This is a genomic window from Arthrobacter sp. UNC362MFTsu5.1 (assembly GCF_000685965.1).
Classification (GTDB): domain Bacteria; phylum Actinomycetota; class Actinomycetes; order Actinomycetales; family Micrococcaceae; genus Arthrobacter.
Genome location: NZ_JMLE01000029.1, coordinates 15931 through 32480, shown reverse-complemented (window position 1 = coordinate 32480; position 16550 = coordinate 15931). Strand labels below are relative to the sequence as shown.

General features: G+C 65.2%; 12 protein-coding genes. All 12 read left to right on the top strand.

Annotated features, from left to right (window positions below; all coding sequences use genetic code 11):
* Positions 1-176 precede the first annotated feature (176 nt).
* Positions 177-1703: an ABC transporter substrate-binding protein gene (locus BS38_RS0120225; RefSeq protein WP_028272425.1), complete on the top strand. Its 1527-nt coding sequence runs from the start codon at positions 177-179 to the stop codon at positions 1701-1703.
* 6 nt (positions 1704-1709) lie between these two features.
* The gene (locus tag BS38_RS0120220; RefSeq protein ID WP_028272424.1) at positions 1710-2651 is read left to right on the top strand and encodes an ABC transporter permease; all 942 of its coding nucleotides are present in this window, start codon (positions 1710-1712) and stop codon (positions 2649-2651) included.
* Positions 2648-4492 (top strand): dipeptide/oligopeptide/nickel ABC transporter permease/ATP-binding protein, encoded by a 1845-nt coding sequence (locus BS38_RS0120215; protein ID WP_028272423.1) that lies wholly within the window; start codon positions 2648-2650, stop codon positions 4490-4492. Before BS38_RS0120220 ends, BS38_RS0120215 begins: the two co-directional genes overlap by 4 nt.
* Positions 4489-5388, top strand: a complete 900-nt coding sequence (locus BS38_RS0120210) for an ATP-binding cassette domain-containing protein (protein ID WP_028272422.1) — start codon at positions 4489-4491, stop codon at positions 5386-5388. The genes BS38_RS0120215 and BS38_RS0120210 overlap by 4 nt, the downstream gene beginning before the upstream one ends.
* 76 nt (positions 5389-5464) lie before the next feature.
* Positions 5465-6325 carry a sugar phosphate isomerase/epimerase family protein gene (locus BS38_RS0120205; RefSeq protein WP_231511353.1) on the top strand — a complete coding sequence of 287 codons (861 nt, stop codon included), beginning with the start codon at positions 5465-5467 and terminating at the stop codon, positions 6323-6325.
* 31 nt (positions 6326-6356) lie between these two features.
* Positions 6357-7523, top strand: a complete 1167-nt coding sequence (locus tag BS38_RS0120200) for a Gfo/Idh/MocA family protein (protein ID WP_028272420.1) — start codon at positions 6357-6359, stop codon at positions 7521-7523.
* Between the two features lie 185 nt (positions 7524-7708).
* A complete protein-coding gene (locus BS38_RS0120195; protein WP_028272275.1) occupies positions 7709-8770 on the top strand; it encodes a LacI family DNA-binding transcriptional regulator in 1062 nt (353 codons plus the stop codon).
* 121 nt (positions 8771-8891) lie between these two features.
* The gene (gene uxaC / locus BS38_RS0120190; RefSeq protein ID WP_028272274.1) at positions 8892-10298 is read left to right on the top strand and encodes a glucuronate isomerase; all 1407 of its coding nucleotides are present in this window, start codon (positions 8892-8894) and stop codon (positions 10296-10298) included.
* Positions 10295-11728, top strand: a complete 1434-nt coding sequence (locus BS38_RS0120185; RefSeq protein WP_081818977.1) for a mannitol dehydrogenase family protein — start codon at positions 10295-10297, stop codon at positions 11726-11728. The genes uxaC and BS38_RS0120185 overlap by 4 nt, the downstream gene beginning before the upstream one ends.
* A gap of 208 nt (positions 11729-11936) precedes the next feature.
* Positions 11937-13775, top strand: coding sequence for a beta-glucuronidase (uidA, locus tag BS38_RS0120180; RefSeq protein ID WP_028272272.1), 1839 nt, complete (start codon positions 11937-11939; stop codon positions 13773-13775).
* Between the two features lie 60 nt (positions 13776-13835).
* Complete coding sequence (gene uidB / locus BS38_RS0120175) at positions 13836-15218, top strand: glucuronide transporter (protein ID WP_028272271.1); 1383 nt, start codon at positions 13836-13838, stop codon at positions 15216-15218.
* A 45-nt stretch (positions 15219-15263) separates the two neighbouring features.
* Positions 15264-16493: a D-mannonate dehydratase ManD gene (manD, locus tag BS38_RS0120170; RefSeq protein WP_028272270.1), complete on the top strand. Its 1230-nt coding sequence runs from the start codon at positions 15264-15266 to the stop codon at positions 16491-16493.
* Positions 16494-16550 lie beyond the last annotated feature (57 nt).

The following is a 16550-nucleotide window of genomic DNA, read 5'->3' as shown; positions in this document are numbered from 1 at the left end:
AGATGGCCTGAGAACGTTTCATTCCAGCCCTCGAAAAGTAATTCTGCAACATCTTTGACAATCGGTTGCCAAACGAAGCAACAATGCGTACTGTGAGTCTCACAAGGCCGGTGTGGCCCACGCCACACCGGCCTTACTCTGCAAGTCTCCCGTTCCACAGATCCAAGGAGCCAACAATGAAGTTAGGTCCCAAGGCGGTAGCAACCGCCCTCGTACTCAGCGCCTCGCTGGCGCTCACCGCGTGCGGCGGCGGCGCCGGAGCGGGCACAAACGCCGGCGCCGCCTCAACGTCTCTCACACTGGGCACCCTGCGCGACATCACTTCGTGGGATCCCGCACAGGCCCATGTGGGCCACGTCCTCCAGCCGTACCAGGCCGCGTATGACAGCCTGATCCTGCGCGAACCGGACGGCAAGCTCAGCCCCATGCTGGCCACCGCGTGGAAGTACAACGACACCAACACCAAGCTCACGGTAGACCTCCGGACGGACGTCACCTTCAGCGACGGCGCCAAGTTCGATGCCGAAGCAGCCAAAGCCAACCTGGACCACTTCAAGAAGGCCAACGGACCGCAGATGGCGCAACTGGGCTCCGTGAAAGACGTCGCCGTGGTGGACGCGGACACGATTGACATAAACCTCAGCGCCGCTGAGCCTGCCCTGGAATACTTCCTGAGCCAGGCTGCTGGCCTGATGGGAAGCCCCAAAGCCCTGGGAACTGACGCCATCAAGACTGTACCGGTGGGCTCAGGGCCCTACGTGATGGACAAAGCCGCATCGGTCAAGGACAGCCAGACGGTCTTCACCGCGCGCAAGGATTACTGGAACAAGGGTCTCCAGAAGTACCAAAAGCTCACCCTCAAGATCCTCACGGATCTCACTGCCCGTACCAACGCCCTGGTGTCCGGCCAGGTTGACGCCACCCTCCTGGACCCCAAGAATGGCAAGCAGGCCGAGGGCGCCAAGATGAAGCTGGAAGCCAACCAAGTTGACTGGTCCGGTTTGCTCCTGCTGGACCGTGACGGAACCAAGAACCCGGCCCTGGCCAACGTCAAGGTCCGCCAAGCCATCAATTACGCGTTCGACCGCAAAACCATCCTTGACCAGGTCATGCTGGGCCAGGGAACGCCCACTTCGCAGCCGTTCGGCAAGGACAGCGGCGCATGGACCGAAGAGCTGGAGAACTACTACAGCTACGATCCCGCCAAGGCCAAGCAGCTCCTGAAGGAATCCGGCTTCGAGGGCAACGTGACCATTGATGTCCCCACCCTTCCCGGCGCTGAAACGCTCATCTCGGTCCTGAAGCAGCAGCTCGCGGATGTCGGCATTACCCTGAACCCGGGCGCGGCCATTACCAACACCTACACGGCCGACGTTGCGGCGCAGAAGTACCATGCACTGTTCTTCAACCTGTTCCAGGGTGAGCCCACGGTTGCGATTGACCAGATCGTCTCCACCAAGGCGCTCTACAACCCGTTCAAGAACACCACACCGGAGCTCGAGGCAAAGATTCAGGCTGTCCGCACCGGCGGTGAGGATGCCGGCAAGCTGGCCCAGGACGTCAACAAATACGTCGTGGAACAGGCATGGTTCGCACCGCTGTTCCGCGTGAACCAGATGTACTACCACAACGACAAAGTGAACGTGACGCCGCAGGTACAGCAGGCTGTTCCGTCCATCTACAACTACTCGCCTGCCAAGTAGGACACCATGATCAAGTTCATTGCGAAAAGGCTGGGCAGCGGTCTGGTGGTGTTGTTCGTAGTCTCGGCGCTCACCTTCACCCTGCTGTACACCTCCAGCGGCAGTATTGCCCGGAACATCCTGGGCGACCAGGCCACCCCTGAACAGGTTGCCTTGAAAGAACAGGAGCTGGGCCTCGACCAGCCCCTGGTGGTCCGTTACTTCGCCTGGTTGGGCGACGCCTTGAGCGGAAACCTTGGAGCCTCGTGGTTCACGTCCGAGCCGGTGGCCAACTCCCTGGCCACCCGCATCCCGGTTACCATGACCATGGTTTTCGCCGCAATGATCCTGATCGCCATTTGCGCCGCACTGATCGGTGTAGCCGCTGCAGTCAAGCGCGGCTGGGTGGACAGGGTGGTCCAGGTGGCCGCCATCGTGGGCGACTCCATCCCGGGGTACGTCATCGGTGTGTTCCTCGTGACCCTCCTGGCCATCCAGCTGGGCTTCTTTCCGGCCACCAGCACCATCTCCCCGGAGGCCGGTCCCGAAGCATGGGTCTACTCAATGACCCTTCCCGTGATCGCCCTGCTGATCAACGGCGTGACCGGCGGTGCACAGCAAATCCGCAGCGCTGTGATCAAGCAGCTTGAGCGCGATTACGTCCGCACGCTGCGCAGCCGCGGCATTGGAGAGCGCGAAATCCTCTTCAAGCACGTGCTGCGCAGCGCCGCCCCGGCAGGCCTCACTGTCTTGAGCCTGCAGCTGATCGGCATGCTGGGCGGCGTGGTGATCATCGAACAGATCTTCGCCCTTCCAGGCATGGGACCGCTCGCGGTCACCGCCACCGGCCAGTCCGACCTTCCCGTGGTCATGGGAGTAGTCATGTACACCGTGGTGGTGGTCATCGTGGTGAACCTCCTGGTGGACATTCTTAATGGTTGGCTCAACCCGAAAGTGCGTGTGTCATGAGCGATTCCGTAGATTCAGCGGCAGTGGCCGCACCAGTCCGCACCGGCCAGAGCGGCACAGTAGTCCGTTCCACCGTGGTGCGCCGCCTCCTCAGGAACCCGATGGGCATCGCGTCGCTGGTGATCCTCGGATCCATCGCCTTGCTGGCTATCTTCGCACCGGTCCTGGCCCCGTTCGAGGAAAACTTCGCGAACATCACCAAGACGCTGGCACCTGCGGACTCGGTGAACATCCTGGGCACGGACAGTGCCGGACGCGACACCTGGAGCCGACTGCTCTTCGGCGCCCAGCTGACGCTCCTTTCCGCCTTGCTCTGCGCCGGGGTTGCCATCGCCATCGGACTCCCTGCCGGCCTGATCGCCGGCTACTACGCCGGGAAGTTCGAGGCCGTCTCCAACTGGGTGGTCAGCATCCTCATGAGCCTTCCGGGCCTGATCGTCCTGCTCACCATCCGCGCAGCGTTTGGACCCTCAGTGTGGATTTCGATGGTCGCCTTCGGCGTCCTCATCAGCCCGTCCTACTTCCGGCTGACCCGCACCGCGGTCCAGTCGGTGCGCAACGAGCTGTATGTCGATGCGGCACGGGTGTCCGGGCTCTCCGACTGGAGCATCATCGCCCGCCACATCTTCTCGGTGGTCCGTGCCCCCATCATCATCCAGACCGCAGCCATTGCCGGCGTGGCCATCGCCATCCAGTCCGGACTCGAGTTCCTGGGACTCGGCGACCCCACCAAGGCGACCTGGGGCGTCATGCTCTCCGAAGGCTTCAAGAACGTCTACCTGACCCCGACGCTGCTGCTGTGGCCGGCACTCGCCATGGCACTGACCATCGGCGGACTCGTCCTACTCGGCAACGCCATCCGCGATGCCCTGGAAGACGGCGAGAAGATCAAGCACCGCAAGAAGAAGGTCCATGCAGCCGAAGACGCTGCTTCAGCCAGCGCCTCGAAGGTAGCGCGCAAGACCCTTGCCGCCGTCGAAGCCGGAACCGAACACCACTTGGTCAAGGTGACCAATCTCGGCGTCGGATACCCGCAGGCCGACGGCTCCATCAAGAAGGTAGTGGACGACGTCTCCTTCCACGTGGACCGCGGTGAGATCCTGGGCATCGTGGGTGAGTCCGGATCGGGCAAGTCCCAGACGGCGTTCTCGATCCTTGGCCTGCTGCCGGACAACGCCCGTATTGTGGGCGGCACCATCCAGTTCGACGGCAACTACACCGTGGCCCCGGGCGACGAACGCGTGAACCAGGCTCGGCTGTCCAAGCTGCGCGGAAAACGGATTTCCTACATTCCGCAGGAGCCCATGAGCAACCTGGACCCAGCCTTCACCATCGGCTACCAGCTGGTGACCCCTATGGTGCGCGTGCTCGGCATCAGCAAGGACGAAGCCCGCAAACGGGCACTGAAGCTTTTGACCGACGTCGGAATCGTCAACCCGGAACGGACCTTCAACGCCTACCCTCACGAAGTCTCCGGCGGCATGGCCCAGCGAGTGCTGATCGCCGGCGCCATCAGCTGCGAACCGGACTTGGTAATCGCGGACGAGCCCACCACGGCATTGGACGTGACGGTGCAGGCAGACGTGCTGGATCTCCTACGGGAGCTCCAACAGCGACTAAACATCGGCGTGATCCTGGTGACGCACAACTTCGGCGTGGTGGCCGACCTTTGCGACCGCGTGGCCGTGATGCAGAACGGCCGCCTGGTTGAGGAAGGATCCGTCCGCGACATCCTCCGCAACCCGAAGGAGCCGTACACCCAGACCCTCCTGGCGTCGATGCTGGAAGGCAAAACCCCCATGTCCATGCTTGTATCCAGCCAGAAGGAGCCGGTCGCGTGAGCACTGTTGAAGTCAACGAAATTGCCCCGCTCCCGACGGGCCCGCTCCTGACGGTGGACAACCTGGTTGTCGAATACCCCAGCAAGAAGTTCCGGGCCAAGCCCTTCCGGGCCCTGACAGACATCAACATCACCATCGGCCGGGGCGAGACCCTCGGCCTGGTGGGGGAGTCCGGTTCCGGCAAGACCACCCTTGGCCGTGCGGTCCTGGGCCTGGCCCCGGTGACGGGCGGCAAGATCACCTTCGAAGGCAAGGACATCAGCCACGCCACCCGCAGGCAGCGGCGGACCCTGAGCCGTGACCTGCAGGTGGTGTTCCAGGACCCTTACACCTCGCTCAACCCGGCCCTGGAGATCGGCGCCATCCTGGCCGAACCACTTGGCGTGCAGGGCATGGAACAGGCTGCCGCCAAGAAGCGCGTCAAGGAACTCCTGGACCAGGTGGGGCTGCCTTCGGATGCCATCCACCGCCTGCCGCGGGAGTTCAGCGGCGGCCAGCGCCAGCGCGTGGCCATTGCCCGGGCACTGGCCCTTTCGCCCAAGCTGATCGTCTGCGACGAACCCGTCAGCGCGCTTGACCTCTCCACCCAGGCACGCGTGCTGGACCTGTTCCTTCAGATCCAGAAGGACACCGGAGTTTCGTACCTGTTCGTCTCGCACGACCTTGACGTGGTCCGGCACATCAGCCACCGTGTGGCAGTGATGTACCACGGCGAAATCGTCGAGCAGGGACCTGCCGAAGTGGTGACCCGCGACCCCGAACATCCCTACACCCAGCGTCTCCTGCTGGCGTCCCCAGTACCCGATCCGGACCGGCAGGAACAACGCCGGGCGGATCGCCACCGCCTGCTGGACATCCAGCGGCAACAGACCGAACAGGCTGGCGCGCTCGCCTGACACCGGGCGTCAGCCACGGCAGCAGCAATACCAGCAAAGCGGCCCTCGAGGGTCCGGAACATTACGGAGGAACACAGTGGCCAAAATTGGCGTACAGGCGATGATGCTCAAAGACAGCTTCGCCGAGGTGGGGGCGTTCGAGACGCTCCGCAAGGTCAGCGCGATCGGTTACAACGCCGTCGAGATTTCCCAGATCCCGATGACCCCGGAGAACGTCGCCGAGCTGGACCGCTCCCGGACTGAACTGGGTATGGACATCGCGGCGCTGTCCGTCGCGACGGAGACCCCCAAGGGCCGCCCTGGTGACTCCCTGGCCGAGCACTTCGACAAGATCGTGGACGACGCCAAGCGGCTGGACTCAAAGCTGCTGCGGATCGGCATGCTGCCCTTCCCGGCCATGAAGTCGATCGGTGCCGTGGTGGATTTCGCCAAGCAGGCCAACGAATACGCTGAGCGCCTGCAGGAGCAGGGTCTGGGCCTGTACTACCACAACCACCACATCGAGTTCGCGAAGTTCGACGGCAAGTACATGCTGGACATCATCGCCGAGAACTCCCCGGCCATGGGCATGGAAATCGACGTGCACTGGGTGCAGCGCGGCGGGCTTGACCCGGTGCGCACCCTGGAAAAGTACGCCGGCCGCACCGCCATGGTGCACCTGAAGGACTACCGGATCGGCGAGCTGCCCGAAGCCTCCTTCGACATGCTGGATTCCGGAGACATCATGGGGTTCATGGCCGAATTCAAGAACGTTGTCCAGTTCGCGGAAGTGGGCGAAGGCAACCTGGACTTCGCCTCCATCATCCCCGCCGCGCAGGCTGCCGGCGCCAAGTACATGCTGGTGGAGCAGGACGAGCTCTACGGCCGCACCGTCTGGGACGCTTTGCAGACTTCGTACGACAACCTCGTGGCTCTGGGCCACTCGAACCTTTTCTAGACCGCACCGACTGACTACGGAGAATCAGCACATGAGTAAGAAAGTACGCCTCGGCATCATCGGCCTGGGCCAGCAGGGCGGCGCATACGCCAAGTTCATCACGGACGGCATGGTCCCGAACATGGAGATCGGCGCCATCTGCGACACCGACCCGGCGAAAAAGGAAGCCGCCGCGGCCACGTACCCGGACGCGCCGTTCTACGACGACTACATCGCCATGCTGGAAAGCGGTGACGTGGACGCCGTCGTCACCTGCGTGCCGCACTTCCTGCACCCCGAAATGGGCATCGAGACGCTCAAGCGCAACATCCACGCCCTCGTGGAGAAGCCGGCCGGCGTGTACACCAAGCAGGTCAAGGAGCTCAACGAGTTTGCCGCGAGCAAGCCCGAGCTGTCCTTCGCCATCATGTTCAACCAGCGCAACAACCCGCTGTACCGCAAGCTCAAGGAGATCGTCGAAAACGGCGAGATCGGCGATATCCGCCGCACCAACTGGATCATCACGAACTGGTGGCGTCCGCAGGGGTACTACAACTCCAGCGAATGGCGCGCCACATGGGGCGGCGAAGGCGGCGGCGTCCTGGTCAACCAGGCACCGCACCAGCTGGACCTGTGGCAGTGGATCTGCGGCGTCCCCAAGTCCGTCTACTCCAAGGTTGCCTACGGCTTCCGCCGCGACATCGCCGTGGAGGACGAGGTCACCGCGGTGGTGGACTACGGCAACGGCGCTACCGGCGTCTTCGTCACCGCCACGCATGACATCGTGGGCACCGACCGTTTCGAGATCCTGGGCGACCAGGGCAAGATCGTCGTCGAAAATTCCAAGACCGCAACGGTGACCCGCCTGAAGAAGCCCGAACGTGACCTCAGCGACGCCATGGACATGGACGATGTCCGCAAGCTCTTCATGGGCGAGCTGAATCCCGAGGAGTACTACAGCACCGAAGTCATCGAGTTCGAGTCCGTCTGGGGCGGCCAGCACGCCGGTGTCCTGGAGAACTTCGCCGCCAACATCCTGGACGGCACCCCGCTGCTTGCTCCGGGATCGGACGGCATCAACGGCGTCCGCCTGGCCAACGCCATCCACCTCTCCAGCTGGACCGGCACCGAAGTGGGCCTCGACTTCGACGAGGACGTGTTCCTGGCCGAGCTTAACAAGCGCATCGCGGACGAAGGCAAGTTCCCCGAACGCTCCTAGCCCAACGCTCTCTCACTTTTCGGCGCCGCGAGGCGGACGGTCTCTCACTGTCCTGGGGAAAGTGAGAGACCGTCGGCGTTAAAGGGACGGAAAGTGAGAGACCGTCGGCGTTAAAGGGACGGAAAGTGAGAGAGCGTTTGGCAACCGTCCCGCTGTTTGTTGCCGTGCCGCACTACGATGGAGCCGTGACTGAACCCAAGACGCCGGACGCTGCCGCACCAACAGCTCCGGCCAAAAAGCACGCCCGCGACGGCAAGTCCAACGCTACGATCTACGACATTGCGAAGGTTGCCGGCGTCAATCCGTCCACGGTTTCCCGTGCGCTCAGCAAACCGGGCCGGGTCAGCGCCAAGACACAGAAACTCATCGAGGACGCCGCCGCGGAGCTGAACTACCAGGTCAACCCGTTCGCCCGGGCCCTGCCCACCGGCCGAACCAACACCTTCGGCCTGATCGTTGCGGACATCACCAACCCCACCTTCTTCGACATCATCCGCGGCGCGGAAACCACCGCCACGGTGCGGGATTACACCCTGGTGCTCGCCGAATCCGCCGAGTCCGCCGTCACCGAGCTGACGGCAGCCCGCCGCATGATGGCCACCGTGGACGGCCTGATCCTGGCCAGCCCGCGCATGGACGACGACGACATCCGCGCCCTCGCCCGCGACAAGCCGGTGGTGGTCATCAACCGCGAGGTCGACGGCGTGCCGTGCGTGGTGCCCGACGTGAACAAGGGCATCAGCGAGGCCGTCCGCAGCCTGGCCGCCAACGGCCACCACAAGGTCGCCTTTGTTGCCGGGCCCCCGCAGTCCTGGATGTCCGCCCGCCGCTGGGAAGGTGTGCAGGCCGCCTGCGAGTGGTCGCGGCTTGAGGCCGTCAGACTCGAATCCAGCAAACCAACGGTCGACGGCGGCAGGCAGGTGGCGCGCGACGTCCGGGCCAGCGGTGCCACGGCCGTGCTGACCTACAACGACCTCCTGGCCATCGGACTCATGCAGGAGCTCCAGGCAGCGGGCATGGTGGTGCCGGACCAGATCAGCATCGTGGGCTTCGACGACATCTTCGGGGCGGATTTCACCACGCCGCCGCTCACCACCGTCCGCTCGCCGCTGGGGGAGTGCGGCTCCGGTGCCACCACCCTGCTCCTTGACCTGCTCCACGGCACGGGGGAGCCGGCGGGGACGCTGCGCGTCGAAACGGAGCTGGTGCTGCGGGGCTCCAGCGGACGGCTCCTCCCCGCGGGCTGAGGCCGGGCAGCCCCGCCACCCGGGCAGCCCTGCCACCCCGGCCGCCCGGCCACCCCGCAACTTAATGGCAATTTATGGCAACCGGTTGACAAATGCCCTTGGCAACCCGGACCATTGATCTATGTCACAGTCGATTGCCGCCAACCCAGACCGGCTCCTGCCCGCGGATCCCGGAACGCGCAGCATTGCGCGCGACCTCCTGCAGCGCGTCCAGGACCTCCCCATCATTTCCCCGCACGGGCACGTTGACGCCGCTGTCATCGAGCACAACACCCCCTTCCCGGACCCGGCAGCGCTGCTGGTCAGCCCGGACCACTACGTCACCCGCCTGATCCACGCCAGCGGCGTTCCGCTGGACCGGCTGCGGGACTCCAATACCACCCAGCCGGACTCCCGCGCCGTCTGGCACGAGTTCTGCAAGGCCTGGCCGCTGTTCGAAGGCACCGCCTCCGGCTACTGGCTCCGCACGCAGTTCGACAGCGTGTTCGGCCTCCAGCTGGAGATCAGCGCCGAGACCGCCGATGCCAGCTACGACGCGATTTCCGCCAAGCTGCTGGAACCGGGCTTCCGACCGCGCCAGCTCTTCAAGGACTTCAACATCGAGGTCCTGGCCACCACCGATGATCCCCTGGACAGCCTGGCCAGCCACAAGGCAATCGCCGACGACCCCACCTTCCACGGCCGCGTCCTGCCCACGTTCCGGCCGGACCAATACCTGAACATCGCCCACCCCGCGTGGTCCGCCAACGTTGACCGCCTCATCGCGGCAGCGGGCGACGGCGGCACCGGCTATGCCGGGTATATCACCGCGCTGGAAAACCGGCGTCGTTATTTCGTGGAGCACGGCGCAGTTTCCGCGGACCACGGCGTCCGCACGCCGTCAACGCTCAAGCTTGACGCCGGCGATGCGGCAAAGCTGTTTGACCGGGCCCGCTCCGGCCAGGCCACGGCGCAGGACCGCGAAGACTTCGAAGCCCACATGATGTACCAGATGGCGCGGATGTCCGTGGAAGACGGCCTGGTCATGACCATCCACCCGGGCTCGTACCGCAACCACCACGAACCCACCTTCAACACTTACGGCGCGGACACCGGCCACGACATCCCGTTCGCCGTCAACTACACCGAGGCGATCCGCCCGCTGCTGCAGGACTTCGGCACCGCCAAGGACTTCCACCTGGTGCTGTTCACCCTGGACGAGACCGTGTTCTCCCGCGAACTCGCGCCGCTGGCCGGCTTCTATCCGTCCGTGTACCTCGGCGCCCCGTGGTGGTTCCTGGACGCCCCGGACGCCATGCTGCGCTTCCGCTCGGCGGTCACCGAGACCGCCGGCTTCTCCCGCTCGTCCGGCTTCATCGACGACACCCGCGCGTTCTGCTCCATCCCCGCCCGCCACGACGCCTCCCGCCGGATCGAGGCCTCCTTCCTGGCCCGCCTGGTAGCGGAGCACCGCGTCAGCGAGGACCGCGCCCACGAACTGATCGTCGACCTCGTCGACGGCTCGCCCCGAAGGGTCTTCAAACTGTGAGCACCGAACTGCAACCTGAAGCGGCCGTAGAAGCTGTGGACCTGCCGCGGCTGAACCGCCGCCTGCGCCCGTCCGCCAAAGCGCCCGTACGCATCGTCCACCTCGGGCTGGGCGCCTTCCACCGCTCGCACCAGGCCTGGTACACCCACCAGGCGTCGGACGCCGCGCACTGGGGCATCGCCGCCTTCACCGGCCGCCGCCCCGATGCCGCGCTGGCCCTGGCCGAACAGGACGGGCTGTACACCGTGGTGGAACGGGCCGACGGCGGCGACACCTTCGCCGTGGTCAGCAGCATCGTGGAGGCCATCGACGGCGCCGACGTCCAGCGCCTGGCGGAGCTGATCGCGGCTCCGGCCACGGCCGTCGTCACCCTGACCATCACCGAAGCGGCCTACCGGCTCGGCGCGGACGGGCACCTCGACGCCAAGGCGCCCGACGTCGTCGCTGACCTTTCGCTGCTGGCCGGCAACGGATTCCCGACGACGCCGCTGGGCCGGCTGGTGCTGGCCCTCGCCGCCCGCCGGGCTGCCGGAGCGGGACCGCTGGCCGTGGTCTGCTGCGACAACCTCTCCAACAACGGCACCGTGGCGCACAACGCCGTGGTGGGCATGGCCGGCGCATGGGATGCGGGCCTCGGCGACTGGATCGATGCCAACATCAGCTTCGTCAGCACCTCGGTGGACCGCATCACGCCGCGCACCACGGAGGCGGATGTCGCCGCCGTCCAGGCCGCGTGCGGCTACCGGGACACTTCGCCCGTGGTTGCCGAACCCTTCGCCAACTGGGTGCTTAGCGGGGATTTCCCCGCCGGCCGTCCCCGCTGGGAGGACGCAGGCGCGGTCTTCGTGGCCGACATCGAGCCGTACGAGAACCGCAAGCTGTGGCTCCTGAACGGCGCGCACTCACTGCTGGCGTACGCGGGCCAGCTCCGCGGCCACACCACCGTGGCGCAGGCCCTGGCGGATCCAATGTGCCTCCGGGCCGTGGAAAAGTTCTGGGACGAAGCCGAGGCGAACCTCTCCGGGCCGGGCGGAAACGCCGCCGAGCTGCAAATCCCGGAGTACCGTGCCGCCCTGCTGGCACGCTTCAGCAACGCCAGGATCGCCCACCACCTCGCGCAGATCGCCATGGACGGCAGCACCAAGCTCCGGATGCGCGCCGTTCCGGTGCTGCAGGCCGAGCGTGCCGCCGGCAGGACCGGGGCGGCCGCCGCCCTCATGATTGCCGCCTGGATGGACTACAGCGCGGCCGCCGCCGCGTTCCAGGATCCCCTGGCTGAGGCCGTGGCCGCGGCCAACCTGCTCGACGGCACCGAACGGATCCGCGCCCTGCTGGACATCGTGGATCCGGTCCTGGCCGGGGACGGCGCCGTCGTTGAGCTGATCGAAGACCTGTGCGGAACGTTCGGGGAGCTGGCTGTCTCCCGTTAGCGTCCTCCGCACGCGCCGCTGCCCGGCTCCCGGATCCCCGGGACCCGGGCAGCGGTGTTTAATGAACTTTCAACAAATATTATGGCAACCGCTTGCCATTTGATTGCCAAGTGATTAGGATTACAACAAGAGCAAAGACCGGCGCACCGCCGGACTCCCCAGAATCCTCCTCCCGGCACAGACCGCAAAGACGCGATAGGACCTCCAGATGCTGAAGCCCCAAGCCAGCGAAACGCGCGAACTGGTCAACCTCGACGGCCTCTACGCTTTCAAGGTGGACTTTGACCGCGCCGGCCACCGCGAGGAATGGTTCAAGGCGCCCCTGGACACCGGGCTGGAAATGGGCGTCCCCGCCAGCTACAACGACGTCTTCCCGGACAAAGCCATCCGCGACCACGTGGGCTACGTCTGGTACCAGCGCGAAGTCCGCGTCCCGCGCGGCTGGGCAGGGGAGCGCATCCACCTCCGCCTCGACTCGGCAACGCACGAGGGCATGGTGTGGGTGGACGGGATCCTCGTGGCCCGGCACACCGGCGGCTACATGCCGTTCAGCGCGGACATCACGGACCACGTCACTCCGGGCAAGACATTCCGGCTCACGGTTTCCGTCAACAACGAGCTCACCCAGGCCACCATTCCGCCGGGCAGCATCACCGTCACGGAAGACGGCCGACGCCAGCAGAGCTACCTCCACGACTTCTACAACTACGCCGGCCTGCACCGCAGCCTCTGGCTGTACAGCACCCCGGCGGTCACCGTGGACGACATCACGGTGGTCACCGGCTTCGACGGCCCCACCGGCACGGTGGACTACACGATCGCGACGGCAGGCACCACCGCTGGCGGGACGGGTAGCGAAACGGTGACCGTTACGCTCAAGGACGCCGACGGCGTCGAGGTTTCCCGTGCGGACGGCGCCAGCGGCGCGCTGGTGATCAACGACGTCGTGCTCTGGCAGCCCGGCGCCGCCTACCTCTACAGCCTGACCGCCGAAATCCGCGAAGGCGGCCGGCTGCTGGACAGCTACACGCTGCCCGTCGGCGTCCGGACCGTGGAGGTCCGCGGCAAGGAATTCCTGATCAACGGCGAGCCTTTCTACTTCACCGGCTTCGGCATGCACGAGGACCACGTCACGGTCGGCAAGGGCAACAGCAACGCCCAGATGGTCAACGACTTCCAGCTCCTGGACTGGGTGGGCGCCAACTCGTTCCGCACCTCGCACTACCCCTACGCCGAGGAAGTCATGGAGTTCGCCGACCGCCACGGCATTGTGGTCATCGACGAAACCGCGGCTGTGGGCCTCCACCTCGGCTTCGGCGCCGTCTTTGGCGGCATCGCCAAGAAGACCTACGAGGACGGGGGCGTGGACGCCAATACGGCGGCCAACCACCGGCAGGCGATCACCGAACTCGTGGCCCGGGACAAGAACCACCCGTCCGTGGTCATCTGGTCCATCGCCAACGAACCCAACGGTTCCGAGGAAGGCGCACGCGAGTACTTCCAGCCCCTGGCGGAACTGACCCGCGAGCTGGACCCCACCCGCCCCGTGGGCTACGTCAACGTCATGTTCGACACCCCGGACAAGGAACTGCTCGGGGACCTCTTCGACGTCATCATGCTCAACCGCTACTACGGCTGGTACCTGAACAACGGGGACCTCGAAACAGCGGAACAGGTCCTGGAAAAGGAACTGCGCGAATGGGAAGCCAAGTACGGCAAACCCATGATCATGACCGAGTACGGCCCGGACACCATGCCCGGCTTCCACTCCATTTATGAGCAGCCTTGGAGCGAGGAATACCAGGCCGCCTTCCTATCCATGTACCACCGGGTGTTCGACCGGGTGGACGCCATGGTGGGCGAGCAGGTCTGGAACTTCGCGGACTTCCAGACGTCCAACGGCATCATGCGCGTGGACGGCAACAAGAAGGGCGTCTTCACCCGCGACCGCCGGCCCAAGCCCGCCGCGTACGCCCTCCGCCAGCGCTGGACCGCACTGGCCGGCACCAAGAATGCCGCCCCGAACAGCAGCATCACCACCCCGTAGCATTTCTGACCATTTTTTCGCCGGCTCCACGGAGGCGGCACCGGGTAAAGGAGCCCAATCATGAAAAAACCCAGCAAACTAGGAAAGCTCAGCATCCTCGGCTACGGCGCCGGCGATGCCGCCAACAACCTCGCCTTCACCACGGCCACCATGTTCCTCCTGGTCTACTACACGGACGTTGCAGGAATCTCGGCCGCAGCGGCAGGCACGCTGCTGCTGGTGGTCCGGATCTTCGACGCCTTCGCCGACGTTTTCGCCGGCCGCATGGTGGACCGCACTTTCAGCAGGCGCTTCGGGAAGTTCCGTCCATTCATCATGTTCGGCTCCATCCCGCTGCTGCTCCTGAGCGTGGCAACGTTCTCCGTCCCGCAGCTCGGCGAATCCGGCACCCTGCTCTACGCCTACGTCACCTACGCGGCACTCGGCCTGGCCTACAGCCTGGTCAACATCCCCTACGGCTCCCTGGCCGGCGCCATGACCCAGGACCCGGGGGAGCGCGCCAAGCTTGGCTCCGCACGCATGGTGGGCGGCCTGCTGGTGGGTTCGGCCCTCGGCATCTTCGTGGCACCGCTGATCAAGCCGGGCGCTGACCTGCAGTCAACCTTCACCACCATCACCCTGGTGTTCGTCGTTATCGGCGCAGCCCTGTATTTCTTCACCGTCATGACCGCCAAGGAACGCGTCCACCGCGCCGTCCCGAACGTCTCGGTCAAGCAGAGCATGGAAACCCTGAAGGGCAACAAGCCCCTCCTGATGCTGTGCATCAGCTCGTTCTTCTTCCTCTCCGGCTACCTGGCACTGACCTCGGTGCAGCTGTACTACCTGCGCGACGTCCTCGGAAACCTGGGCCTGTACCCGGTGCTGTCCATCATCCAGCTGGCCGCCACCTTCGTGCTGGCCGGGTTCATGCCCAGGCTGGTCCGCTCCATCGGCAAGAAGCGCGTCTACATCTACTCGTCGGTGCTCACCGTCATCGGCGGAACCATCATCTTCTTCACCCCCGCCAGCCAGGTCTGGATCGGTTTTTCCGGCCTCGTGATCAGCCTCGTGGGCGTCCTCGCCGTCAACATCGTGGTGTGGGCCCTGGAAGCCGACACGGTGGAGTACGGAGAATGGAAGACCGGCGTCCGCACCGAGGGCATCACCTACGCGCTGTTCTCCTTCACCCGCAAGACCGGCCAGGCCGTGGGCGGCGCCCTCGCCGCCTACGCCCTGGCACTGGGCGGCTACAAGTCCGGCGGTGCACAGACGGCCGACGCCCTCTTCGGAATCCAGCTTGCAGCCGGCGCCATCCCGGCAGTGCTGACCATCCTCGCCGTCCTGGTCATGTCCAAGTACAAACTGACCGACGCCATGCACGCCGAGATCCTCAACGAAATCCAGGCACGCCGCACCGGCGAAGAAGCCGCAGACGCCGCCAAGCCCCTCACCACCTCCAACTAAGCCCCGACCCACTCCTCGACCCAGCCCCGCTCGAAAGGAACAGCTGTGAAAATCATTGCCGCGGAAGTCTTCGTGACAAGCCCGTCCCGTAACTTCGTGACCCTCCGGATCACCACGGAGGACGGTGTGACCGGCATCGGTGACGCCACCCTGAACGGCCGCGAGCTCGCCGTCGCCGCATACCTCAAGGAACACGTCGCACAGCTGCTGATCGGCAAGGACCCGCACCGGATCGAGGACACCTGGCAGTTCCTGTACCGCAGCTCGTACTGGCGCCGCGGCCCGGTGACCATGGCCGCCATCGCCGCCGTGGACATGGCGCTGTGGGACATCAAGGGCAAGGTGGCCGGCATGCCGGTGTACCAGCTCCTGGGCGGTGCCTCCCGCAACGGCCTGCGTGCCTACGGCCACGCCTCCGGCGCGGACATCCCCTCCCTGTTCGACTCCGTCCGCGAGCACCTGGAACTCGGCTACAAGTCCGTCCGCATCCAGACCGCCGTTCCGGGCATCAAGGCCGTCTACGGCGTCGCCGCCCAGGCCCAGGCCTCCGGCGAACGCTATGACTACGAGCCCGCCGGCCGCGGCGCGTTCCCGGTGGAAGAGGACTGGGACACCCGGGCCTACCTGCGCCACCTGCCCACCGTGTTCGAGGCCGTCCGGAACGAATTCGGTCCGGAACTGCCGCTGCTGCACGACGGCCACCACCGCATGACCCCGATCCAGGCCGCCAAGCTGGGCAAGGCCCTGGAACCCTATGACCTGTTCTGGCTCGAGGACTGCACCCCGGCCGAGAACCAGGAAGCCCTGCGCCTGGTCCGCCAGCACACCACCACTCCGCTGGCCATCGGTGAAATCTTCAACACCGTGTACGACTACCAGACCATCATCAAGGAACAGCTGATCGACTACGTCCGGGCAGCCTCCACGCACTTCGGCGGCATCTCACCGCTGAAGAAGGTCATGGACTTCGCCGCGCAGTACCAGATCAAGTCCGGCTTCCACGGCCCCACCGACATCTCCCCGGTCGGTTTCGCCGCGCAGCTGCACGTGGGCCTGGCCATCCACAACTACGGCATCCAGGAATACATGCAGCACTCGGACAAGACCAACGAGGTCTTCCAGCAGTCCATGACCTTCAAGGACGGCTACCTGCACCCGGGCGACAAGCCCGGCATCGGCGTCGAATTCAACGAGGAGGCAGCGGCCGCGTTCCCGTACCAGCAGGCCTACCTGCCCTACAACCGCCTGGTTGACGGCACCGTCCATGACTGGTGAGGCACGAGTCGTGACAGAACACCCCGTGACAGAACAATCCGCGACACAACACGGCAG

Excerpts from the sequence above, each read along its gene's own strand:
- BS38_RS0120225 (WP_028272425.1), top strand. The coding sequence starts at position 177 with ATGAAGTTAGGTCCCAAGGCGGTAGCAACCGCCCTCGTACTCAGCGCC.
- BS38_RS0120220 (WP_028272424.1), top strand. The coding sequence starts at position 1,710 with ATGATCAAGTTCATTGCGAAAAGGCTGGGCAGCGGTCTGGTGGTGTTG.
- BS38_RS0120215 (WP_028272423.1), top strand. The coding sequence starts at position 2,648 with ATGAGCGATTCCGTAGATTCAGCGGCAGTGGCCGCACCAGTCCGCACC.
- BS38_RS0120200 (WP_028272420.1), top strand. The coding sequence starts at position 6,357 with ATGAGTAAGAAAGTACGCCTCGGCATCATCGGCCTGGGCCAGCAGGGC.
- uxaC (WP_028272274.1), top strand. The coding sequence starts at position 8,892 with ATGTCACAGTCGATTGCCGCCAACCCAGACCGGCTCCTGCCCGCGGAT.
- uidA (WP_028272272.1), top strand. The coding sequence starts at position 11,937 with ATGCTGAAGCCCCAAGCCAGCGAAACGCGCGAACTGGTCAACCTCGAC.
- uidB (WP_028272271.1), top strand. The coding sequence starts at position 13,836 with ATGAAAAAACCCAGCAAACTAGGAAAGCTCAGCATCCTCGGCTACGGC.